This is a genomic window from Rhizobium sp. MHM7A (genome assembly GCF_005862215.1).
Lineage (GTDB): Bacteria > Pseudomonadota > Alphaproteobacteria > Rhizobiales > Rhizobiaceae > Rhizobium > Rhizobium bangladeshense.
Genome location: NZ_VCHT01000015.1, coordinates 111,172 through 134,102 on the forward strand (window position 1 = coordinate 111,172; position 22,931 = coordinate 134,102).

Sequence of the window (22,931 nt, forward strand, 5' to 3'; positions counted from 1 at the left end):
ATCTGTTAAACCAAGCGCCGGAGATTCGATACTTCCAAAATCACGGATTCATGCTCGACGGCGCTCTTATGTTCTACCAGATCGAATTCCCACCGGCCACGGGCTTCGGCTATTTCCCTCAGGTAATCCCGGCCTTTGTGAAAAAACCCCCGACAATTTTCTTTGCCAAGCATCCAGGGGGCCGAATAGGCGATCAACCCATCAAGATCGGCAAGAGCTCGCGCCGAAATCGCGTCACAATCGCCGATCTCGCCATGAGCGTCTTCGATTCGACTGGCGTGAACACTCCCTCGTGCATTCGTCTCCCGCAGAGCCGTACGTAGAAACGCAGCCTTCTTATGGTTGCTTTCGACAAGATGTACCCACCCCTCTTGCAGCTCTGCCAAGAAGATGGCGGTGATGACACCCGGAAAGCCGCCACCACTGCCGAGGTCGACCCAAGTGACGGGCCGAGGATAGATTTGAAAAATTTGACTGCTATCAGCGATATGGCGGTGCCACAGCGCATCGAGCGTCGATGGCGCCACCAAGTTGATGGTTTTTGCCCATTTCTGAAACAGTATCGCGAAATGTTGAAGTCGTTCCTGTGTTTCACGTGAAACACGTAAACCGTTCAGTTCCATTCTCAAGGACTCTCAAATCTTGTATCAGGCGCTCTGGCGCGCGAATTCCTGCTGCCGGCGCAGGTGCACGAGCAGCAGCGCAATGGCGGCGGGGGTCATACCCTCGACAATTGCCGCCTGGGCAACGTTAAAGGGGCGAGCAATGCTTAGCTTCGATTTGAGTTCGTTAGAGAGGCCCGACAGCGCGTCGTAATTAAAATCTGTCGGTATCCGTCGCTCCTCGTCGCGCCGCTGATCGGCAATCGCCGCCGCCTGCCGCTCGAGATAAACCGAGTAGCCCGCCTCGATCTCCAGCGCCTCCGCGACCTTCGATCTAAGCCTACCCAATTCTTCCGGCCAAACGTCTCGAAGTGTGGCAAAATCATAGGCCGGATAGGAAAGGAGATCATAAGCGGTCCGGCGCTGACCGTCGAGATTGATGTTCAAGCCCGCCCGTCGGGCCTCGTTCGGCGTCAGCGTAAGCGCCGTCAACTGAGCACGCCCAGCATCAATCTCCGCCTGATAGGTCGCGAATCGCTTGGCGCGCTCGGCGCTCACGCATCCAAGCTCCACAGCCAGTGGTGTCAGCCGCATATCGGCGTTGTCGGCCCGCAATGTCAGGCGGTATTCCGCACGCGAGGTGAACATTCGATACGGTTCCGTAACACCGCGGGATGTCAGATCGTCAATCATGACTCCGATGTAGGAACTCGTCCTGCTGAAATGGAACGGTTCCGAATCGGAACTGCGTAGGGCCGCATTCATTCCAGCTGCTAGCCCTTGGGCGGCTGCCTCTTCATAACCGGTGGTGCCATTGATCTGGCCGGCGAGAAACAAACCTCGAAGTCGCCGGACCTCAAGTGATGGGGTAAGTTCTCTTGGATCGACATGGTCATATTCAATAGCATAACCCGGCTGAAGTATCCTTGCCGATTCGAGACCCGGAATGGTCTTGATGAAAGCGGCTTGAACTTCGGCCGGCAGCGACGTTGAAATGCCGTTAGGATAAACCGTATCATCATCCAGTCCTTCGGGTTCAAGAAAGACCTGATGTCCGTCGCGCTCTCCGAATTTGACCAGCTTATCTTCGATGGACGGGCAGTAACGTGGACCGACGCCTTCGATCTGCCCAGAATACATCGCCGAGCGCTTGATATTGTCGACAATGATGCGGTGAGTCGCCTCGGTTGTCCGGGTAACGCCGCATTCGACCTGACGGGTTGTAATGGCATCGGTCATGAAGGAAAAGGGCACGAGTTCCTCATCCGGACCCTGTCGGCCGACGGACAGCCAGTCGATCGTCTTGCCATCCAACCGGGCCGGTGTCCCGGTTTTCAGCCGCCCCAGCCGGAGACCCAGCCGCGCCAGCGTGGCGGATAGTCCGACTGACGGAGCTTCGCCGACACGGCCAGCAGGTGTCTTTTCTGAGCCGATATGAATAAGACCGCGCAGGAAGGTGCCGGTTGTCAAGACCACGGCTGGCGCCTTAAGCTGCCGGCCGTCTTTCATAATGACACCAGCGATCCGGCCATCGAGCACGTCGAGATCGAATGCGTCACCCTCGACGATGTCTAGGCCTGGCGTCGCTTCGATTGCGGCCAGCATCGCCAGCCGGTAAAGCCTTCGATCTGCCTGGGTCCGTGGACCCCGCACAGCCGCACCCTTCTTCCGGTTTAACATTCTGAACTGAATGCCGGCCACATCGGCAACGCGGCCCATCAGCCCGTCCATCGCGTCGATCTCGCGCACCAGATGTCCCTTGCCGAGCCCGCCGATCGCCGGATTGCAGGACATGACACCAATCGTGTCCCGCCTGTGGGTAACAAGCGCGGTTTTCGCGCCGAGCCGGGCAGCCGCGCTGGCCGCCTCGGTGCCTGCATGGCCGCCGCCGATTACGATCACATCATAGGCATTACCGGTCATATCAAACTCCAAAACAGCAGAATTTCACTTGAAACTCCCAGGCGCGCGGCAAAAGGTTTCACGTGAATCACTTGCCGATGCAAAACTCCGAGAAGATCACGTCTAGCAGTTGTTCGACATCCACCCGCCCCGTGATTCTTCCTAGGTACTCAGCCGCCAGTCGCAGCTGCTCGGTACGCAATTCAAGATCTGCATCAGGCTCCGATATTGCCGCGTCGAGCGCCGCCAAACATTTCGCCAGCGAATCCCTGTGCCGCTGTCGGCTGGGAATGGCTAGAGACAGACCGCCGAAGCGTTCCGCGACGATGCGCCCGATCAGCTGCCGCAACTCCGCCAGACCATCACCGGTCGCCGTCGAAATCTCCAGATCATAGCCACCGGAACCGATCTTGATGAGGTCCTTCTTCGTTCCGACAGTAACATGGGGCAAAGCCTGCTCCAAGTTGACGGGAATCACGGGATTGCTCATGTCGACCAACAACAGCGCAAGATCGGCATCGCGAAGCGCAACGCGAGCGCGCCGTACTCCTTCGATCTCCACCCGGTCGTCCGCCTCGCGCAGACCGGCGGTGTCATAAAGTTTGACAAGATAGCCGTCAATATCGAGATCGACCTGCAGAACATCGCGAGTCGTTCCGGCGATATCGGTGACGATGGCGACGTCACGCCGGGCGAGTGCGTTCAGCAGGCTCGATTTTCCGGCGTTCGGAGCGCCGGCGATCACCACCTTGAAACCGTCCCTGATGATCTCGCCCGCCGAGGCCGCTTTGAGATGATCCCCGATATCGTCGCGAAGCCGCTTCATGTCGGTCCAGACCATATCCGAAACCGAGCCTGGAACGTCGTCCTCGTCTGGAAAATCCAGTTCCGCTTCGATCAAGGCCCGCGCCCGGGTCAATCGTTCCGCCCACGAATCATAAATTGCCGAAACGCCGCCGGCGCTCTGTTCGACCGCAAGGCGGCGCTGCATCTCGGTTTCGGCGCTGATCAGATCGGCGAGACCCTCGACTTCCACGAGATCAAGCTTGCCGTTTTCGAAGGCTCGTCGCGAAAACTCGCCTTCAATCGCCATACGAACATTCGGAATATCGCCGAGTTCGTTAAACAATGCCGCCAGCACGGCCTTGCTGCCGTGGATCTGCAATTCCGCCACATCCTCGCCGGTGAAAGAGTGCGGGGCGGGAAAAAACAGCACAAGGCCGCTGTCGACCGGTCGGTTGTTACGATTCCGAATCGTTCGGTACGAACCCACTCGATCGACCGGTACGGATCCGACCAGCCGAACCAATATATCTCTGGTCGACCGACCGCTGATGCGGACAACAGAAACACCCGAGGGTGGAGCACCGCTCGAAAGCGCATAGATCGTATCATTCAACATGGCCATGAGCCCGGTTTTCAGTTCGAGTTAGAATCAACTCGCTCAAACAAAAAGCTGGCGACACCGAGACGATGCGCCAGCTCTCATAAAGTTGAATCCGACTAAGGATCAGGTGTTCATCGAGTCGAAGAAGTCCGAATTATTCTTCGTCTGTTTGAGTTTGTCGATGAGGAATTCGATCGCATCGGTCGTGCCCATGGGCGCAAGAATACGGCGAAGAACGAAGATCTTCTGCAGATCCTGGCGTGGAACAAGAAGGTCTTCCTTGCGCGTGCCGGACTTCAGGATGTCCATGGCAGGGAAGATGCGCTTGTCCGCGACCTTGCGGTCAAGGACGATTTCGGAGTTGCCGGTACCCTTGAACTCTTCAAAGATGACTTCGTCCATACGGCTTCCGGTATCGATCAGCGCCGTAGCGATAATCGTCAGGGAACCGCCTTCCTCGATGTTGCGCGCGGCGCCGAAGAAGCGCTTCGGCCGCTGCAGCGCATTGGCATCGACACCACCGGTCAGAACCTTGCCGGAGGAGGGGACGACCGTGTTATAGGCGCGGCCGAGACGTGTGATCGAATCGAGCAGGATGACGACGTCGCGTCCATGCTCGACCAGACGCTTTGCTTTTTCAATGACCATTTCGGCCACCTGAACGTGACGTACCGCCGGTTCGTCGAAGGTCGAAGAGATGACCTCGCCGCGGACCGAGCGCTGCATGTCGGTCACTTCCTCGGGACGCTCGTCGATCAGAAGGACGATAAGATAACATTCCGGATGGTTCGCGGTGATCGAATGCGCGATGTTCTGGAGAAGCACGGTCTTACCGGTACGTGGCGGCGCGACGATCAGCCCACGCTGACCCTTGCCGAGCGGTGCCACCAGGTCGATCACACGCGGCGACAGATCCTTGGAGGTCGGGATATCCAGTTCCATCTTGAAGCGCTCGTTCGGGTAGAGCGGCGTCAGATTGTCGAAATGAACCTTGTGACGAATCTTTTCCGGATCGTCGAAATTGATGGTGTTGACCTTGAGCAGTGCGAAATAACGCTCGCCTTCCTTCGGCCCGCGAATCGGCCCTTCGACCGTGTCGCCCGTTTTCAGGGAGAAACGGCGAATCTGCGACGGCGAGATATAGATATCGTCAGGACCGGGCAGGTAGTTGGCATTAGCCGAACGCAGGAAGCCGAAACCGTCCTGCAGCACCTCGACGACCCCTTCGCCGATAATTTCCACATCTTGGCTGGCAAGCATTTTGAGGATTGCAAACATCAGTTCCTGCTTGCGCATCGTGCTTGCATTCTCGACCTCGAGCGATTCGGCGAAAGCAAGGAGATCCGTCGGGGATTTGCTCTTAAGTTCCTGAAGCTTCATTTCAGCCATGAAGTGACCAATACTCTTTTCAATTTCGAAGGGGAAAGGCGATGTTGGGTCGTATTCGGTACTGCGAAAGGGGCTCGCAGACGACTGAACTCTACACACATGCCACGTAGATGAGATGCGCGGAAAATAGCGACTCGTTCTCCTCGCCGCAAGGGGGCTGCTTAAAATGAAGCAAATTTAACCTGAGGGTGATTTCTCCTCAGAACGGCTTTACCACCACGAGAATCACGATCGCGATCATCAGCAACGTCGGCGCCTCGTTCATGAACCGCCAGTAGCGTGCAGAACGGCGATTTTCATCCCGCTCGAAAGCGCGGACGGCGCTGCTGAAGAACATATGGATCGCAGTCAGCAGCACGACCAGACCGATCTTTGCATGCAGCCATCCGCCCTGGAATCCGTAGACCGACCAGGCGAGATAGAGACCGAAAATCCAGGTCAGCATCATCGCCGGCGTCATGATGATGCGAAGCAGCCGGCGCTCCATCACCTTGAAGGTTTCCGACTGCACCGAGCCTGGCTCGGCGTCGGTATGATAGATGAACAAGCGCGGCATATAAAACAATCCCGCCATCCAGGAGATCACCGCGATGATATGGAGCGCCTTGATCCAGAGATAGAGATTATCGGGATTCCAGGCGAAAAGTCCAACCGCCATCAGCGCAAAGAAAGCCAGTGCGAAATGCGCCCGGCGCCGGGCGTAAGCGCCGGCCCTGCGGTCCGTCTGTTTTTCCATCGTCACGCCCTGGGCATCCGTGAGCCCCGCACGCGCTCAACCAGCAAACGCACATGTTCAGGGTCGGCCTGCGGCGTTATGCCGTGGCCGAGATTGAAGATAAGCGGCCCATTGCCAAGGTGCTGCAGAATGTCGTCGATGCCTTCTTCCAACGCCCGGCCGCCGGCAACGACGCGCATCGGATCGAGATTTCCCTGAACCGGGCCTTCTTTCTGAAGTTCGACGGCAAAGTCTAACGGAACCGACCAGTCGAGCCCGATCGCATCCGCACCCGTTTTGTGACGATAGGTTTTCAGCTGGTAGCCTGCCCCTTTGGCGAAAGCGATGATACGCGCCTGCGGCCGCCGCGATTTGATCGAGGCGATCATCCGTGCAACCGGTCTGACGGCGAAGGCTTCGAACTCTTTCTCACCGAGAACACCCGCCCAGGAATCGAAGATCTGCACGGCATCGGCGCCGGCATCGATCTGAGCCACGAGATAATCGGCGGAAACGTCGGCAAGCAGCATCAGCAGATGCTCGAAGGCGCGGGGATGTTTATAGGCAAAGAGACGGGCAGGAGCCTGATCCGGGGTGCCGTGGCCGGCGATCATATAAGTCGCTACCGTCCAAGGCGCGCCGCAGAAACCGAGCAGAGCCGTCTCATCAGGCAGCTCGTCCCGGAGCCGCCGCACCGTTTCCAGAACCGGTCTTAGATAATCGACAACCTCGTCGCCGCTCAACCTGCCGATGCCCGCTTCGTCGATCGGATCCATCTCCGGGCCATGGCCTTCAGTGAAACGAACATTCCGCTTCAGCGCATCGGGAATGACGAGAATGTCCGAAAACAGGATTGCTGCATCGAAGCCATAGCGGCGGATCGGCTGCAAAGTCACTTCGACCGCATGCTCTGGCGTGTAGCAGAGATCGAGGAAGCTTCCCGCCTTTGCCCGGGTCTCCCTGTATTCCGGGAGATAGCGTCCTGCCTGTCTCATCAGCCAGAGAGGAGGAGGGAAGACAGCTTCGCCGTCGAGAACCCTCATGATCGTTCGCCGCCTATCGCTCAAGCGCATCTTCCCTATAAAAAATCAAAGATATTTTAAAAGGTTTCTATTTCTTAGAGTCGGTGTCTATCAAGGATTAAAATCCATCCACTGCCGACGCCATTTGTCGCGCGTTCGAAGAAGAACGCGAAAGATTTTCTCGGCTTCGCTCAAACTGCGGGGAGAAACCGAATCGCGAAATGATTCCAGATCCTTGGCCGCAGACGGATTTTCTCGTGCCTGTGGATAGGCTGTGGAGCAGCGTGCGACACGGTGATTTCATCCCCAGCCTCCACAGGAGAGATCAAAACAGTTCCGCAAAATTCGAAATGTGGATAAGCAGGCATGTTTTCCCTTGCCCGAAGCAGCCTCGCCGCCTTAGCTCTCCATCATCCAGTCTTTTCAACAGGTGGCGGAAAATAACGTGGAGAACAGAACGAACTTCTTTCATCTGCACCTGATTTCTGACTCGACCGGAGAGACTCTCATCTCAGCGGGCCGCGCCGCCTCGGCGCAGTTCAAATCCGCTCAGCCGATCGAGCATGTCTATCCGCTGATCCGCAATCGCAAACAGCTGCTGCCGGTTCTGCAGGCGATCGATGACGCACCGGGGATCGTGCTATACACAATTGTCGACAGGGATCTGGCGAGCCTGATCGACGAGCGCTGCGTCGAGATGGGTGTCGCCTCGGTCAACGTGCTGGAGCCGGTCATGAATGCGTTCCAGATCTATCTTGGCGCCCCCTCCCGCCGTCGGGTCGGGGCCCAGCATGTGATGAATGCCGGTTACTTCGCCCGCATCGAGGCGCTGAACTTCACTATGGATCATGATGACGGCCAGATGCCGGATGATTACAATGATGCCGATGTCGTCATCATCGGGATCAGCCGGACATCGAAGACGCCGACCAGCATCTATCTCGCCAACCGCGGCATCAAGACGGCGAACATTCCGATCGTCTACGGTGTACCCTTGCCGGAGAGCTTGCTCGCGGCAACAAAACCGCTGATCGTCTGCCTGATCGCTACTACCGACCGTATTTCCCAGGTCCGAGAAAATCGGGTGCTCGGAGCGACGCAAGGTTTCGACCGCGAACATTACACCGATAGAGCCGCGATCTCGGAGGAGCTGAAATATGCCCGCTCCCTCTGCGCCCGCCACGGATGGCCGCTGATCGATGTAACTCGCCGCTCGATCGAGGAAACGGCGGCAGCCATTGTTGCCCTCCGGCCGAAGCTGCGCTAAGCGCTGACGAAAAGCCGGGAATGGGAGAATCCATGACACCGAAACTCATCCTTGCATCGTCGAGTCCGTTTCGAAGGATGCTGATGGAAAATGCCGGTCTCTCCTTCGAGGCGCACCCCGCGAAGATCGACGAAAGGGCTGTCGAGGCCCCGCTGGAAAAAGCCGGCGCGAAGCCGGACATGGTCGCCAGCATCCTCGCCAAGGCTAAGGCCCAGGATGTCAGCGTCCGCTTTCCCGAAAGTCTGGTCATCGGTTCGGATCAGACGATGTCGCTCGGCGACCGCGTTTTCCACAAACCGAAGGACATGGCCGATGCAGCGAACCACCTTCATGCCCTGTCGGGCACGACCCACCGGCTAAACAGCGCCATCGCGATCGTCCGCGACGGCGTCGTCTTGTGGGAGCATCTCGGCCATGCGGAACTGACGATGCGACCCCTGACGGAGGATTTCATCGCCAGGCACCTGGCACGGGTGGGCGAACGGGCGCTTTCCAGCGTCGGCGCCTACCAGCTGGAAGGAGAGGGCGTTCAGCTCTTCGAGAAGATCGAGGGCGACTATTTCACCATACTCGGGCTGCCGATGCTTCCGCTCCTGGGAAAATTGCGAGAATTCGGAGCGATCGATGGATGATTCACGTGAAACACTCGGACCGAAGGCGTTTGTCACGGGCTTTCCCGTCAAGCATTCGCGCTCGCCGCTGATACACGGATACTGGCTGAAGACGCTTGGCCTGCCGGGCAGCTACCGCGCCCACGAGGTGGCACCCGCTGCCTTTCCCGATTTCATTGCCTCGCTGAAGAATGGCAGTTCCGGTTTTACCGGAGGCAATGTCACCATCCCCCACAAGGAACTTGCCTTCAGGCTCGCCGACAAGCCGGATGATCTGGCGCACGAGCTCGGCGCCTCGAACACGCTCTGGCTGGAGGATGGCCTCCTGCATGCCACCAATACCGACGGCTGCGGCTTCACCGCTAACCTTGATGAGCGCCATCCCGGCTGGGACCGTCATGATACCGCCGTGGTCTTCGGTGCCGGCGGTGCGAGTCGGGCGATCATTCAGGCGGTTCGCGACCGTGGCTTCAGGGAAATCCACGTCGTCAACCGCACCGTCGAACGTGCGCGCGAGCTAGCCGATCGCTTCGGGCCGAAAGTTCGAGCCCACCCGGCGGGCGCGCTTACCGAAGTCATGCACGGCGCCGGCCTCTTCATCAACACGACCTCGCTCGGCATGGACGGTGAGGCGGTGCCGCTGATCGATTTTGCGCCGCTTGCAGCCGATGCGGTCGTCACCGATATCGTCTACATCCCCTTGAAGACACCGATCCTGAGACAAGCGGAAGAGCAGGGACTGTCGGTCGTCGACGGTCTTGGGATGCTGCTGCACCAGGCTGTTCCTGGTTTCGAAAAATGGTTCGGCAAGCGTCCTGTCGTCGACGCGGCGCTGCGGGCGTTGATTGTCGCCGACATGGAAGCGCACTCATGCTGAAGATCGGACTTACCGGCTCAATCGGAATGGGAAAATCGACGGTCGGCAAACTCTTCGCCGAGGCCGGAATCCCTTTGAATGATTCCGACGCCGTGGTCCATGATCTCTACGCCGGCGAAGCAGCGCCGCTGGTCAATACAGCTTTTCCCGGCACGATGAAGGACGGAGCGGTCGACCGGCATGAACTGGGCCGCCAGCTCGCGCTCGATCCCGAAGGCTTTAAACGCCTCGAAGCGATCGTCCATCCGCTGGTTCGCGAACGGGAAACGGAATTTCTGGCGCGACAACAGGCAGCCGGCGCCGAGATGGTCCTGCTCGATATTCCGCTGCTCTTCGAAACCGGCGCCTGGGAAAGAGTGGATGTCATCGTCGTCGTCAGCACCGATCCACAGATTCAGCGTCAGAGGGTGCTTGCGCGGGACGACATGACCGAAGAAAAATTCGATATGATTCTCTCTCGCCAGACACCAGACTCGGAAAAACGGCGCCGCGCCGATTACCTGGTCGACACCAGCCACAGCATTGCGGAAACGCGGCAGCGGGTGCTTGAGATCATCGCCGAGCTGAAAATGCGGATAGCCAACGGAGATTTCCGGAATGCGTGAGATCATCTTCGATACGGAAACCACTGGCCTCGACAATCGTGCCGATCGCATTATCGAAATTGGCGGCATCGAACTCTTCAATCATTTCCCGACCGGCAACACGATCCACATCTATATCAATCCCGGCGACCAGAAGGTTCATCCGGATGCACTGGCCGTGCACGGCATTACCGACGAGTTCCTGAAGGACAAGAAGACCTTCGCGGAAGTTGCCGACGAAATCCTCGCCTTCTTCGGCGACGCCAAGTGGATCGCCCACAACGCCACTTTCGATATGGGCTTCGTCAATGCCGAATTCGCGCGGCTCGGTTTGCCGCCGATTCTGCCGGACAAGGTGGTCGATACGCTGTCAATGGCGCGGCGCAAGCACCCGATGGGACCGAATTCACTCGACGCGCTCTGCCGGCGCTACGGCATCGACAATTCGCACCGTACCAAACACGGCGCGCTGCTCGACTCCGAACTGCTGGCCGAGGTCTATATCGAGATGATCGGCGGCAGACAGGCGGCATTCGGCCTGAGCATATCAGGTCGATCCGGCCAGGCCCGCGGTGAAATGGCCGCCGAAGACGATCTGGTGATTGCCGCGGCGTTCGAACGGCCCCGCCCGCTTGGCTCCCGCCTCAGCCAGGCCGAAGCGCAGGCGCATGAGGCGCTTATCGCCAAGCTCGGCGAAAAGAGCATCTGGGCGAAATACGCCAGCCCGAATTGAAAATGCCCGGGGCCTGCCCGGGCATTCGCATGTCAGAACCGAGATAATTCGATCAGTTCGGGACGGCCTGAACCTTGGCGCGGGCCTGTTCTTCGGCAACGCGCTGCGCGAACATCTGCGTGAAATCGATCGGGTCGATCATCAACGGCGGGAAACCACCGTTGCGGGTCACGTCAGCGATGATCTGACGGGCGAAGGGGAAGAGCATGCGCGGGCACTCGATGAAGAGAACCGGCAGCATGTGCTCTTGCGGGAAGCCGGCAACGCGGAAGACGCCGCCATAGACGAGTTCGGTGTGGAACACCGTCTTGTCGCCGTCCTTGGCTTCGGCGTTCAGCGATAACACGACGTCGAAATCCGTGTCGGAAAGCGGATTGGCGTTGACGTTCACATTGATGTTGATCGTCGGCGCCTTGTCGCGGGCCTGCAGCGAACGCGGCGCACCCGGATTTTCGAAGGAAAGGTCCTTGGTATATTGCGCAAGGATCGAAAGGGTGGGGTTGGTCGCACCGTTGCTGTTGTTATCGTCTGCCATTGGCTTTTCCTCGAAGGGCATGGGAATGGTGCCGCCATCTAACATTTCGGGGAGGGGCTTACAACCCTGGGCGCAAGGCGCACCTGATCGCCGGCAAGGCTTCAGTCACCGAGATGTTTGCCCGACCATGGCGAGTTCCGGTCCGGCTCCCTATGATAGTCCTCCTCGTCGAGATCGACCACCTTTGAATTCGGGCTGCGATCGCGGAAATCGTGCTTCGGGCCAGCCGAAAAGCCGCCCTTCGTGTTGACGACGAAGCGCCTGGCAATCGACCGCCAGACGAGATCGCGCACCGGCGGCGTGAGAATAAGGATGGCGATGATATCCGTGAGGAACCCAGGAATGATCAGGAGCAGCGCTGCAATGACCGTCATCGCCGGCTTCAGCAGATCACGCCCGGGCATGACACCGTTCCGTCCTTCGCTCGACATGCGTCGCAGGATACCGATCCCCTGCCGGCGGAGCAGGACCACGCCGAGAACGAAGCTCGCCATGACGAGCGCAAGCGTCAGCGCCAGACCGATCGTACGGCCGACGATAACGAAGCCGGCAATTTCACCAAGTGGCAGCAACAGAATAAAAGCCGGCAGGATTGAAAAACGCATGGTCGTCATGTCCCGGGCTTTGCCGGTCTCCTCTGGACGGCGGCGAAGATGCCAGCCATCATTTGAATCATCTGTATAGGCGGACTATATGGGAGTACAAATCAGAGATGTTAACGGCGGCTGCGATACGATATGAGTTCGAACGACTTCATCACATTATTCTTCCTGGTGGCGGCGGTGCTGATCTTCTTTCAGCTGCGCTCCGTGCTCGGGCGCCGCACAGGAAATGAGAAGCCGCCGCGCGATCTCTTCAGGCCGCGGGATGCTACTCCGGCCGAGGCCGCCGATGCCGGCAAGGTCGTGACGCTGCCGCGCCGTGATGCAACGGCCGAGGAAGAGGATCGCTTCTCCGCCATCGACGCCTTTGCCGCGCCGGGCACCCCGCTCAATGAATCGCTGCGCGCCCTGAACAAGGCCGATCCCTCCTTCAATCCGAAGGAGTTTCTGAACGGCGCCCGCATGGCCTACGAAATGATCGTCATGGCCTATGCCGACGGCGACCGCAAAACGCTGAAGAATCTGTTGTCTCGCGAGGTCTATGACGGCTTCGGGGCAGCAATCGCCGAGCGCGAAACCCGGGGCGAGAAGGTGAAGTCCACCTTCGTCGGCATCGACAAGGCTGAAATCACCCATGCGGAGACGAAGGGCAGTGAAGCGCAGATCACCGTGCGCATCGTCAGCCAGCTGATTTCGGCCACCTATGACAAGGCGGATGTGTTGATCGAGGGCGACGCCGAAAATGTTGCCGAGGTCAATGATCTCTGGACCTTCGCCCGCGACACCCGTTCGCGCGATCCGAACTGGAAACTTGTGGCGACCGAATCGGAACATGAGTGACCAGGCATCGGACTTCGTCCTGCAGGCCATCAGCTTCGATACGCTGGAAGGCTGGTGGGATGATGATCCCTCCGGCCTTTTTGAAGTGATGCGACGCTGCCGCCGGCAGATCACCGACGTTAAACCCTACCGCACCGGTTCGCTCGGCCTGAGCGCGGAGGATCTGCTTCCGCTTCTTATGGACGCTGAAAATTTTACGCCGGCGTCGCCGGCATCGGCGCGGGCTTTTTTTGAAACGCGTTGCCGGCCCTTTCTGATCCGCAGCAAGGACGGTAGGCCCGGTTTCGTCACCGCCTTCTACGAGCCTGAGATCGAGGTGTCGGAGCGGCCGGACGACGTTTTCCGCTTTCCCTTTTACAGCCGCCCGAGCGATCTGATCGATCTCGACGACGGCAATCGCCCTGCTGAATTGGATGAATCCTATGTTTTCGGCCGCTTGCATGATGACGGCCGCATTGGCGCCTATCCGGATCGGCGCGAGATCGACCGCGGCTTTCTCGAAGGCCGCGGCCTCGAAATCGCCTGGGCGAAATCGAAGGTCGATGTCTTCTTCGTGCATGTGCAGGGTGCCGCCCGTCTGCGCTATCGCGACGGCCGCATCGGCCGCATCACCTATGCGGCGAAGGCCGGCCATGCCTTCTCGGCGATCGGCAAGCTCTTGATCGAGCGTGGCGAGATCGACCGCGCCGAGATTTCCATGCAATCGATTCGCGCCTGGCTGGCCAGCCATCCCGAGCGAGTGGACGAGGTGCTATGGCACAACCGCTCCTATATTTTCTTTCGCGAGGCGCCCTCGCCGGCGATCAGCCTGCAAACCGCCGATCCTGAGGCGGGTCCGGTCGCAGCTGCCAAGGTGCCGCTTCTCGCCGGGCGATCCCTTGCGGTCGACCGGTTGATCCATACTTTCGGTTTCCCCTTTTTCATCCGCTCCGACAGCCTCACCCACCTTGATCACGGCCGGCCCTTCCGCCGGTTAATGCTAGCGCTCGATACAGGCTCGGCGATCGTCGGGCCGGCGCGAGGCGATATCTTCACCGGTTCGGGGGACTTGGCCGGAGAGCGCGCCGGCACCGTCCGCAACGATGCTGACTTCGTCATCCTCATCCCCAAAGCCGCCGCCGGACGTTTCGACTGATGGCCAGGGATCGCAAGCTCAGCGCCGATGAAAGGATCCTGTGGGGCAAGGTCGCCCGCAGCACGCGGCCGATGCCCGGCAAGGCGAATGAGTTGACCGAACTCGATGCCTTTCTTGCCGAAACCGAAGCGGCGGCGGAACGGCAGAACGTTGAAAAGCAGACCTCCGTTTCGCCGACGGCGGCACAGCTGGCCGCACCCTCGACCTCGAGGCAGCCGGCCAAGGTGCACCATCCGCTGGAAAGGCCGGTCAAACGCAAGATCGCCAAAGGCCGGCTGGCGCTCGAGGCGCGCATCGACCTCCATGGGCTGGTGCAGAGCCAGGCGCATGTCATTCTCCTCGATTTTTTAATCCGAGCCCATGAACGCGGCATGCGCCATGTGCTCGTCATCACGGGCAAAGGAAGCTCGCTGGGCAGCGAAGGTGCATTGAAACGGGCGGTCCCACTGTGGTTCTCGAAGCCCGAATTCCGCCACCTGATCTCCTCCTATGAGCCGGCCGCACAGCATCACGGCGGCGAGGGTGCGCTCTATATCCGGCTGTCGCGGCGGCATGGGGAAAAGCCATGACACCCTTCGGAGAGGCGGTTCGCAGGCTGAGGGCGCGCAAGGGCGTCTCGCAGAAGGAGATGGCGCAAGCACTGAACGTCTCTCCGGCCTATCTCTCGGCGCTCGAACATGGAAAGCGGGGCTTGCCGACGTTCGACCTGCTGCAGCGTATCGCCGGTTATTTCAACATCATCTGGGACGAGGCAGAGGAATTGTTCCTGCTTGCGCGTTCCTCGGACCCGCGCATCGTCATCGACACGTCGGGTCTGCCGCCGGAATACACCGAATTTGCCAACCGGCTGGCCCGGCGAATCCGCGAGCTTGACAGTGAGGAGATCGCCCGGCTATCGGCTCTTCTCGAAAATGGCGTCAAAGGCGACGGAAAAGCGTCATAATCCCCTGTTTTATGCCTTGTGCAGGGGACTTGCCATTGGGAACCGGGCTCAAAAAACCTATATACGAGAGTGAAGAAAGCCGGTGATTCGCAGGGCGCGCCGCCGCTTTACGACAACAGGGAAAATCTCGACAGAATGAGCGATACATCCGCGACGGAAAACGGCGTAAGCACCGAATATGGCGCAGATTCCATCAAGGTCCTGAAGGGCCTCGATGCGGTGCGCAAACGCCCCGGCATGTATATCGGCGATACCGACGATGGCTCCGGCCTGCATCACATGGTCTACGAGGTCGTCGACAACGCGATTGACGAAGCACTGGCCGGCCATGCCGACATCGTCACCGTCACCCTCAATCCGGACGGCTCCGTGACCGTCACCGATAACGGCCGCGGCATCCCGACCGACATTCATAGCGGCGAGGGCGTATCGGCCGCCGAAGTTATCATGACGCAGCTCCATGCCGGCGGTAAATTCGACCAGAATTCGTACAAGGTCTCGGGCGGCCTGCACGGGGTGGGCGTTTCCGTCGTCAACGCGCTTTCGGTCTGGCTGAAGCTGAAGATCCGCCGCCACGGCAAGATCCATGAAATGAGCTTCACCCATGGCGTGGCCGATGCTCCTCTGAAGGTCACGGGCGATGCTCCTGATTCGACCGGCACGGAAGTGAGCTTCATGCCGAGCAGCGAAACCTTCACCATGACGGAGTTCGATTACGGCACGCTCGAACACCGCCTGCGCGAACTCGCCTTCCTGAATTCCGGCGTCCGTATCCTGCTGGCCGACAAGCGCCACTCCGACATCAAGCAGGAAGAGATGCGCTATGAGGGCGGCCTCGAAGCCTTCGTCGCCTATCTCGACCGCGCCAAGAAGCCGCTCGTCGACAAGCCGGTCGCCATCCGCGGCGAAAAGGACGGCATCACCGTCGAAGTCGCGATGTGGTGGAACGACAGCTATCACGAGAACGTGCTCTGCTTCACCAACAACATTCCCCAGCGTGACGGCGGTACCCATATGGCCGGCTTCCGCGCGGCGCTGACGCGTCAGGTCGTTTCCTATGCCGATAATTCCGGCATCACCAAGAAGGAAAAGGTGACGCTGCAGGGCGAGGACTGCCGCGAAGGCCTGACGGCGGTCCTGTCGGTCAAGGTTCCCGATCCGAAATTTTCCTCGCAGACGAAGGACAAGCTCGTTTCCTCGGAAGTTCGTCCGGTCGTCGAAAGCCTCGTCAACGAAGCGCTGAACACCTGGTTCGAAGAACATCCGAGCGAAGCCAAGATCCTCGTCGGCAAGGTTGTCGAGGCGGCGGCCGCGCGTGAAGCCGCCCGCAAGGCCCGCGAATTGACCCGCCGTAAGGGCGCGCTTGATATCGCTTCGCTGCCGGGCAAGCTCGCCGACTGTTCCGAGCGTGATCCGGCAAAATCCGAAGTATTCCTCGTCGAGGGTGATTCGGCCGGCGGTTCGGCCAAGCAGGGCCGGTCGCGTGAGAACCAGGCGATCCTGCCGCTGCGCGGCAAGATCCTGAACGTCGAGCGCGCCCGCTTCGACAAGATGCTGTCCAGCCAGGAGATTGGCACGCTGATCACCGCGCTCGGGACCGGCATCGGCAAGGACGAGTTCAACGCCGAAAAACTGCGCTATCACAAGATCATCATCATGACGGACGCCGATGTCGACGGCGCCCACATCCGCACCCTGCTGCTCACTTTCTTCTTCCGCCAGATGCCGGAGCTGATCGAGCGCGGCCATCTCTACATCGCCCAGCCGCCGCTCTATAAGGTCGCGCGCGGCAAATCGGTGCAGTATCTGAAGGACGAGAAGGCGCTCGAGGAATATCTGATCGCTCAGGGTCTCGAGGATGCGGCGTTGAGGCTCGGCAGCGGCGAGGTCCGCACCGGCCAGGACCTGCGCGAGGTCATTCTCGATGCGCTGCGAATGCGCGCCCTGCTTGACAATCTCCACTCACGTTACAATCGCGCGGTCGTCGAACAGGCGGCAATCGCCGGTGCACTCAACGCCGAACTCGTCAGCGACCAGACACGAGCGCAGGCATTGGCAAGTGAGGTCGCAAACCGTCTCGACATCATTGCCGAGGAAACCGAGCGCGGCTGGCAGGGAGATCTCGCCGGTGATGGCGGCCTGCGCCTCGAGCGCATGGTTCGCGGCGTAAAGGAAGCGGTCGTGCTCGACATGGCCCTGATCGGCTCTTCCGACGCCCGCCACATCGACCAGCTGACCGCTCGCCTCAAGGAAATCTACCAGACGCCGCCGTCGCTGCACCGGCGCGAAGGCGACATTGAAATTTCGGGACCGCGCGCCCTCCTCGACGCAATCTTCGCCAGCGGGCGCAAGGGTCTGACCATGCAGCGCTACAAGGGCCTCGGCGAAATGAATGCCGAACAGCTCTGGGAGACGACGCTCGATCCGAACGTGCGCTCGCTGCTGCAAGTCAAGGTCAGCGACGCCACTGATGCCGACGGCCTCTTCGCCCGTCTGATGGGTGATGAAGTCGAGCCGCGGCGCGAATTCATCCAGGACAACGCGCTCAGCGTCGCAAACCTCGATATCTGACCGCTATCCCTTCAAGCAAAGAGCCCCGCCGACACAGGACGGCGGGGCTTCGTTTGCTCTGATTCGCTTAGTTCGCGACGAAATGACCGTTAAATGCGAGGTCGGACAGCGGCTTGCGCTGGCTCGGGAATTCACGCGCCTGATTGCGTTCGGAAAGGACGCTCTTGTCGGCCAGACGGCCGACGGCGACGCCTGCTTCCACCCGGTAACCCTCAGGAATTTTGAACGTCTTCCTGATTTCCTCGTGTTTGATGCCGCCCATGCCATGCGCATAGAGACTGGAAAGGCGCGCCTGGAGCGCCAGATATCCCCAGGCCGCACCGGCGTCGAACGAATGAGTGTAGCTCGGCTTTTCCTCGCCGGAACCGGCAGCGCCGGTGAAGCTGCGTGAAACGACGAAGATCAGCGCCGATGCGTTCTTTGCCCATTCCTGATTGGCGTCGACGAGCAGTGCGACGAATTTCTCCCAATGCTCCGAGCCCTTGAGGGCATAGATGAAGCGCCAGGGCTGCTGGTTGGAAGAGGACGGCGCCCAATGGGCGGCTTCTAGGAGGCTGAGCAATTGCGCTTCCTCGATGATTTCGCCGGTAAGGGCGCGAGGTGACCAGCGGTCGAGGAACATCGGATCGATCGGATAGTCGGACTCGCGGTTATTGCTCTTTGTCATGCTCGTTCCAGGCTTGGGGGCGGAAATATGAACTGGGCTAGCGCGTCCAGACGATGTCGAGTTCTTCGCGGAAGGCGAAGCGCTTCAGATGATCGTCGATCACGCCCTGCATCCGTGCCTGCTGGTCGGGATCAGCAACGGAAAGCGTCATGGTGAGCGCCGCATCGTCGGCGGCGAATGTCACCTCGGCGCTATCGCTGAACGGCACCCGGCCCTTATGCGGATCGAAATCGACGCTGAACTTGTGACTCCAGTGTTTGCAGAGCTGCTGCAGGTAGCGGCTTGCATGTTCGGTGGGCACGACGGCCTTGGAGAGGTGCATGTCAAACTCCATCTCATCTTGACTGGGGCCAAGTCATATTTCCTGCTTCGCCAGCTTGGCAAGCGCAGCGTCGTCGCAGCTGAGTGGACGGACTGTCTCCATAAGAGCGGCCTTACGCGCGCGCCGAAGCAGGAGAATAAATCTCTTCGGTCGATCGGTTGCAGAGTTACGCATCCTGGTGAACGGAAAGTGGACGGAAGACTGGCAACCCGATGAAGATCTTTTCTGCCGCTCCGGATCTCTCCGAAATTTTCTAGGAACGCCGTACCGCTTCCGGCCAAAGCCGTAAGGACACCGATGAATAATTCGTTCATAGATGGCTGGAACTTCGTTTTGGTGAGGAGGCATTCCATGAAGCTGATGCGTGTTGGCGAAGCAGGTCGTGAAAAACCGGCGCTTCTCGATGCCGATGGCAAGATCCGTGATCTCTCGGCGCATGTCGCCGACATCGGCGGCGAGGCAATCTCGCCGGCCGGGCTCGCAAAAATCGCGGCGCTCGATCCGAAGAACCTTCCGGAACTTGCCCCCGGCCGTATCGGCGCCTGCGTTGCCGGCACGGGCAAATTCATCTGCATCGGTCTCAATTTCTCCGATCATGCCGCTGAAACCGGGGCTACCGTGCCGCCGGAACCGGTCATCTTCATGAAGGCGACTTCGGCCATCGTTGGCCCGAACGACAACGTGATCATCCCGCGCGGTTCCGAAAAGACCGACTGGGAAGTCGAACTCGGCGTAGTCATCGGCAAGACGGCGAAATATGTCAGCGAAGCCGACGCGCTAGACTACGTCGCCGGTTACTGCGTGTCCCACGACGTTTCAGAACGTGCCTTTCAGACGGAGCGCGCTGGCCAGTGGACCAAGGGCAAGTCCTGCGACACCTTCGGCCCGATTGGTCCCTGGCTGGTCACCAAGGATGAGATCGCCGATCCGCAGAACCTCGGCATGTGGCTGAAGGTCAATGGCGAGACGATGCAGAACGGCTCGTCCAAGACCATGGTCTACGGCGTCGCGCACATCGTTTCCTATCTCAGCCAATTCATGTCGCTGCATCCGGGCGATGTCATCTCGACAGGAACGCCGCCCGGTGTCGGCATGGGCATGAAGCCGCCGCGCTTCCTCAGGGATGGAGACGTCGTTGAACTCGGCATCGAAGGTCTCGGCAGCCAAAAGCAGAGCTTCGTTGCCGATCGTTAACGACGCTAGCTCAGCTGAACCTTAAGTTTTCAGTTCTATGGTGATGCCAGGGATCAACTCTCTGGCATTGTTGTGCAGCTTCGGGACGTTCATGTTGCTGTGCAACAAAAACCTGTTAGTCTGCGTTCCGTGCCAGCGTGCGAAAAGACTCGATGTCTATCAATCGATGTCATCTTTTCGATAGAGAAAGGCGGCGCCTTCTATGTTCTATCAACTTTATGAATTAAATCATGCTGCCATGGCGCCGTTTCGCGCCGCGGCTGACATCATGCGGTTTGCCTGTGCCAATCCGCTAAACCCATTTGCCCAGACACCGTTCGGGCGCACGATGACGGCAAGCCTCGAAATGTTCGAGCGCACGACGCGCCGCTACGGAAAACCGGAATTCGGATTGAAGCAGACGACGATCGGCGATCAGACGGTTTCCGTTCGCGAAGAAATCGTCTGGTCGCGGTCCTTCTGTAATCTCCTGCATTTCTCGCGCAACCTTCCGCCCGGCCGCGCCGGCGATCCGCGCATCCTCATCGTTGCGCCGATGTCCGGCCATTATGCGACGCTGCTGCGCGGTACGGTCGAGGCATTGCTGCCGAGCGCCGATGTCTACATCACCGACTGGATCGACGCCCGCATGGTGCCGATGACGGAAGGTACCTTCGATTTCGACGATTACGTCGACTACGTCATTGCGATGCTGCATTTCCTCGGTCACGACACGCATGTGATCGCCGTCTGTCAGCCCTCGGTGCCGGTGCTGGTCGCAGCCGCGGTGATGGAGGAAGCCCAGGATCCGCTGTCGCCGTCATCGATGACGCTGATGGGTGGCCCGATCGACACGCGCATCAACCCGACAGCGGTCAACAAGCTCGCCCAGGAGCGGTCGCTGCAATGGTTTTCCGACAATGTTATCATGAACGTGCCCTGGCCGCAGCCGGGCTTCATGCGGCCTGTCTATCCGGGTTTCCTGCAGTTGTCGGGTTTCATGTCGATGAACCTGGACCGGCATCTCGTCGCCCACAAGGAGTTCTTCATGCATCTCGTGAAGAACGACGGCGAACCGGAAAAACATCGCGATTTCTACGACGAATATCTCGCGGTCATGGATTTGACGGCCGAGTTCTATCTGCAGACGGTGGAACAGGTCTTCATGAAGCATTCGCTGCCGAAGGGTGAATTGATGCATCGCGGCAAGCGCGTCGATCCGGCAGCGATCCGCAACGTCGCGCTCCTGACCGTCGAAGGCGAGAATGACGATATTTCGGGCGTTGGCCAGACCAGGGCGGCGCAGACCATCTGCGTGAACATTCCCGAAGATATGCGCATGCACTATCTCCAGCCGGATGTCGGCCACTACGGCGTTTTCAACGGCTCGCGGTTCCGCCGCGAGATCGCGCCGCGCATCGTCAATTTCGTCCGTCAGCATTCCCGCTCCGCCGTCAAGCGCCCGGTGCAGCGCGTCATCAAGGGCGGACGGACGGCGTGATTCAGAAATAGCTGAATTAGCAAAGGCGATTCAAGGCTTTGTCCGATTTCGCCGGCAATCGCCTTGAAGGCGGTTCTTGCGGTAACCACATCGATTTCAGCGTTCGGCATCTTGCCGGGCGCGGAAAGCGAGGATACCGCACGATGAACCAGTCAGCATTGCTTCGACCGGATTGGACTCCGGCTACCATTGCCCTGATGATTCTCGGCTTCATGGTTTTCTGGCCTCTTGGTCTTGCCATGCTTGCCTACATCATTTTCGGCGATCGTCTGCGCGGCTTCAAGCGCGACGTCAATCAGGCAACCGACGGCTTCTTTGCCTCCTGCCGCCGTTCGCATGGCCGCCATCGCCCGCATTTCTCGACCGGCAATGTCGCCTTCGACGACTGGCGCAAGGCCGAGCTCGACCGGATCGAGGAAGAGCGCCGCAAGCTCGACCAAATGCGCGAGGAATTCGACGAGTATCTGCGTGAACTCCGCCGCGCCAAGGACCAGGAAGAGTTCGATCGCTTCATGCGTGACCGCAAGAACGCCAAGCGCGACGATAACGGCCCAGTGGCGGAGTTCCAGACGCCGTGAAGGCTTAAAGCATGTCGCGCAAAAGTGTGAAGCGGTTTTGCGGCAACGACATGCGTAAACAAAGACCTAAAGCGCAAGGAGCGAATCTGAAAGATCGCGACGCGCTTTAGGCGATGAAGTGATGACCGGCATCACGCGATGCCGGTTTTTTCATGTCTGCCTGCCCCCGCAAATCGTTTAGATTCACCGGCGAATCGTATAGAAAACGTCCATGTTTCCGCTTCTTAAGACACGGCCAAAGGCGCGAAAGCCGGCTCCGCCCGAGATGCGGACGCTCGATGTCGCCGGCCGGCTCATGCCTCTGACCATCAAACAGCATGACCAGGCAACCCGTATCACGCTCCGCATCGAGCCGGGCGGGCGGGCCCTGAAGATGACGGTGCCCAGAGGCCTTGCGGCGCATGAGGTCAATGCCTTCCTCGATCGGCACCAGGGATGGCTGCTCACCAAGCTTGCCAAGTTTTCGACCGATACTGGCCTGCGCGATGGCGGCGAGATCCTCCTGCGCGGCGTTTCCCATCGCATCGAGCACACGGGCAGCCTGCGCGGCTTGACGGAGGTGGTCTCTGTTGAGGGCAGCCCAGTGCTGCGCGTCAGTGGCCTGCCCGAGCATGTCGGACGGCGCATCGCGGCTTTCCTCAAGAAGGAGGCGCGCGCCGATCTCGAACGACTGGCGGTGATGCATGCAGCGACGATCCGTGCACCGATCCGCTCGATCTCGATGAAGGATACCCGCAGCCGCTGGGGTTCCTGCTCGTCGCAGGGAAATTTGAGTTTCTCCTGGCGCATCGTCATGGCGCCGCCTTCGGTGATCGACTATCTCGCCGCCCATGAAGTGGCCCATCTCAAGGAGATGAATCACGGCCCCCGTTTTTGGGCGCTTTGCAAGAAGCTTTGCCCCGGCATGGAGGACGCGAAATCCTGGCTGAAGCGGCACGGCAGCCAGCTTCACGCCATTGATTTCGACTAACACAC

At 59.4% G+C, this 22,931-nt stretch carries 24 protein-coding genes; 14 read left to right on the forward strand and 10 right to left on the reverse strand.

The window, feature by feature from the left end:
* Window positions 1-5 precede the first annotated feature (5 nt).
* The 6 genes from rsmG to hemE form a co-directional block, all read right to left on the reverse strand.
* Window positions 6-623: a 16S rRNA (guanine(527)-N(7))-methyltransferase RsmG gene (rsmG, locus tag FFR93_RS32850; RefSeq protein ID WP_082930559.1), complete on the reverse strand. Its 618-nt coding sequence runs from the start codon at window positions 621-623 to the stop codon at window positions 6-8.
* Window positions 624-647: 24 nt separating this feature from the next.
* Window positions 648-2,525: a tRNA uridine-5-carboxymethylaminomethyl(34) synthesis enzyme MnmG gene (mnmG, locus tag FFR93_RS32855; RefSeq protein ID WP_138396279.1), complete on the reverse strand. Its 1,878-nt coding sequence runs from the start codon at window positions 2,523-2,525 to the stop codon at window positions 648-650.
* A gap of 67 nt (window positions 2,526-2,592) precedes the next feature.
* Window positions 2,593-3,912, reverse strand: a complete 1,320-nt coding sequence (gene mnmE / locus FFR93_RS32860; RefSeq protein WP_138396280.1) for a tRNA uridine-5-carboxymethylaminomethyl(34) synthesis GTPase MnmE — start codon at window positions 3,910-3,912, stop codon at window positions 2,593-2,595.
* Window positions 3,913-4,014: 102 nt separating this feature from the next.
* Window positions 4,015-5,280: a transcription termination factor Rho gene (gene rho / locus FFR93_RS32865; RefSeq protein ID WP_003571435.1), complete on the reverse strand. Its 1,266-nt coding sequence runs from the start codon at window positions 5,278-5,280 to the stop codon at window positions 4,015-4,017.
* 199 nt (window positions 5,281-5,479) lie between these two features.
* Window positions 5,480-6,016 (reverse strand): protoporphyrinogen oxidase HemJ, encoded by a 537-nt coding sequence (gene hemJ, locus FFR93_RS32870; RefSeq protein WP_064708160.1) that lies wholly within the window; start codon window positions 6,014-6,016, stop codon window positions 5,480-5,482.
* A gap of 2 nt (window positions 6,017-6,018) precedes the next feature.
* Window positions 6,019-7,062 (reverse strand): uroporphyrinogen decarboxylase, encoded by a 1,044-nt coding sequence (gene hemE, locus FFR93_RS32875; protein ID WP_138396281.1) that lies wholly within the window; start codon window positions 7,060-7,062, stop codon window positions 6,019-6,021.
* 400 nt (window positions 7,063-7,462) lie between these two features.
* Between hemE and FFR93_RS32885 the strand changes: the two genes are divergently transcribed.
* From FFR93_RS32885 to dnaQ, 5 genes are read left to right on the forward strand one after another with little or no spacing between them, the layout of a single operon-like run.
* Window positions 7,463-8,284, forward strand: coding sequence for a pyruvate, water dikinase regulatory protein (locus FFR93_RS32885; protein ID WP_138396282.1), 822 nt, complete (start codon window positions 7,463-7,465; stop codon window positions 8,282-8,284).
* Window positions 8,285-8,316: 32 nt separating this feature from the next.
* Window positions 8,317-8,916 (forward strand): Maf-like protein, encoded by a 600-nt coding sequence (locus FFR93_RS32890; protein ID WP_064712581.1) that lies wholly within the window; start codon window positions 8,317-8,319, stop codon window positions 8,914-8,916.
* Window positions 8,909-9,772: a shikimate dehydrogenase gene (locus FFR93_RS32895; RefSeq protein WP_138396283.1), complete on the forward strand. Its 864-nt coding sequence runs from the start codon at window positions 8,909-8,911 to the stop codon at window positions 9,770-9,772. Before FFR93_RS32890 ends, FFR93_RS32895 begins: the two co-directional genes overlap by 8 nt.
* The gene (coaE, locus tag FFR93_RS32900) at window positions 9,766-10,377 is read left to right on the forward strand and encodes a dephospho-CoA kinase (protein WP_138396284.1); all 612 of its coding nucleotides are present in this window, start codon (window positions 9,766-9,768) and stop codon (window positions 10,375-10,377) included. The genes FFR93_RS32895 and coaE overlap by 7 nt, the downstream gene beginning before the upstream one ends.
* On the forward strand, window positions 10,370-11,089 hold the full coding sequence (gene dnaQ / locus FFR93_RS32905) for a DNA polymerase III subunit epsilon (RefSeq protein WP_138396285.1): 720 nt from the start codon (window positions 10,370-10,372) through the stop codon (window positions 11,087-11,089). Before coaE ends, dnaQ begins: the two co-directional genes overlap by 8 nt.
* 52 nt (window positions 11,090-11,141) lie before the next feature.
* Here dnaQ and secB read toward each other — a convergent pair whose 3' ends face one another.
* Together secB and FFR93_RS32915 are read right to left on the reverse strand one after the other, a co-directional pair.
* Window positions 11,142-11,624, reverse strand: a complete 483-nt coding sequence (gene secB, locus FFR93_RS32910) for a protein-export chaperone SecB (RefSeq protein WP_011423412.1) — start codon at window positions 11,622-11,624, stop codon at window positions 11,142-11,144.
* A 101-nt stretch (window positions 11,625-11,725) separates the two neighbouring features.
* On the reverse strand, window positions 11,726-12,229 hold the full coding sequence (locus FFR93_RS32915; protein WP_138396286.1) for an FxsA family protein: 504 nt from the start codon (window positions 12,227-12,229) through the stop codon (window positions 11,726-11,728).
* 132 nt (window positions 12,230-12,361) lie between these two features.
* Here FFR93_RS32915 and FFR93_RS32920 point away from each other — a divergent pair, with 132 nt between their 5' ends.
* The 5 genes from FFR93_RS32920 (at window position 12,362) to gyrB (ending at window position 17,715) form a co-directional block, all read left to right on the forward strand.
* Window positions 12,362-13,066 (forward strand): Tim44/TimA family putative adaptor protein, encoded by a 705-nt coding sequence (locus FFR93_RS32920; RefSeq protein WP_064708167.1) that lies wholly within the window; start codon window positions 12,362-12,364, stop codon window positions 13,064-13,066.
* The gene (locus FFR93_RS32925) at window positions 13,059-14,201 is read left to right on the forward strand and encodes a murein transglycosylase A (RefSeq protein ID WP_138396287.1); all 1,143 of its coding nucleotides are present in this window, start codon (window positions 13,059-13,061) and stop codon (window positions 14,199-14,201) included. The genes FFR93_RS32920 and FFR93_RS32925 overlap by 8 nt, the downstream gene beginning before the upstream one ends.
* Complete coding sequence (locus FFR93_RS32930; protein WP_138396288.1) at window positions 14,201-14,770, forward strand: Smr/MutS family protein; 570 nt, start codon at window positions 14,201-14,203, stop codon at window positions 14,768-14,770. The genes FFR93_RS32925 and FFR93_RS32930 overlap by 1 nt, the downstream gene beginning before the upstream one ends.
* On the forward strand, window positions 14,767-15,144 hold the full coding sequence (locus tag FFR93_RS32935; RefSeq protein ID WP_064708170.1) for a helix-turn-helix transcriptional regulator: 378 nt from the start codon (window positions 14,767-14,769) through the stop codon (window positions 15,142-15,144). Before FFR93_RS32930 ends, FFR93_RS32935 begins: the two co-directional genes overlap by 4 nt.
* A 135-nt stretch (window positions 15,145-15,279) precedes the next feature.
* Window positions 15,280-17,715 (forward strand): DNA topoisomerase (ATP-hydrolyzing) subunit B, encoded by a 2,436-nt coding sequence (gene gyrB, locus FFR93_RS32940; RefSeq protein WP_138396289.1) that lies wholly within the window; start codon window positions 15,280-15,282, stop codon window positions 17,713-17,715.
* A gap of 67 nt (window positions 17,716-17,782) precedes the next feature.
* Here the strand turns inward: gyrB and FFR93_RS32945 are convergent, their stop codons facing one another.
* Window positions 17,783-18,382, reverse strand: a complete 600-nt coding sequence (locus tag FFR93_RS32945) for a nitroreductase family protein (protein ID WP_138396290.1) — start codon at window positions 18,380-18,382, stop codon at window positions 17,783-17,785.
* Between the two features lie 37 nt (window positions 18,383-18,419).
* On the reverse strand, window positions 18,420-18,704 hold the full coding sequence (locus tag FFR93_RS32950; protein ID WP_064712579.1) for a DUF2218 domain-containing protein: 285 nt from the start codon (window positions 18,702-18,704) through the stop codon (window positions 18,420-18,422).
* A gap of 351 nt (window positions 18,705-19,055) precedes the next feature.
* On the opposite strand from FFR93_RS32950, the gene FFR93_RS32955 reads away from it, so the two are divergent.
* The 4 genes from FFR93_RS32955 to FFR93_RS32975 all read left to right on the forward strand — a co-directional run bounded on the left by FFR93_RS32955 (window position 19,056) and on the right by FFR93_RS32975 (window position 22,926).
* Window positions 19,056-19,898 (forward strand): fumarylacetoacetate hydrolase family protein, encoded by an 843-nt coding sequence (locus FFR93_RS32955; protein ID WP_138396291.1) that lies wholly within the window; start codon window positions 19,056-19,058, stop codon window positions 19,896-19,898.
* Window positions 19,899-20,100: 202 nt separating this feature from the next.
* Window positions 20,101-21,378: a polyhydroxyalkanoate depolymerase gene (phaZ, locus tag FFR93_RS32960; RefSeq protein ID WP_138396292.1), complete on the forward strand. Its 1,278-nt coding sequence runs from the start codon at window positions 20,101-20,103 to the stop codon at window positions 21,376-21,378.
* A gap of 143 nt (window positions 21,379-21,521) precedes the next feature.
* Window positions 21,522-21,956, forward strand: coding sequence for a DUF2852 domain-containing protein (locus FFR93_RS32965; RefSeq protein WP_020920017.1), 435 nt, complete (start codon window positions 21,522-21,524; stop codon window positions 21,954-21,956).
* Window positions 21,957-22,167: 211 nt separating this feature from the next.
* The gene (locus FFR93_RS32975) at window positions 22,168-22,926 is read left to right on the forward strand and encodes a SprT family zinc-dependent metalloprotease (RefSeq protein WP_138396293.1); all 759 of its coding nucleotides are present in this window, start codon (window positions 22,168-22,170) and stop codon (window positions 22,924-22,926) included.
* Window positions 22,927-22,931: the final 5 nt, after the last annotated feature.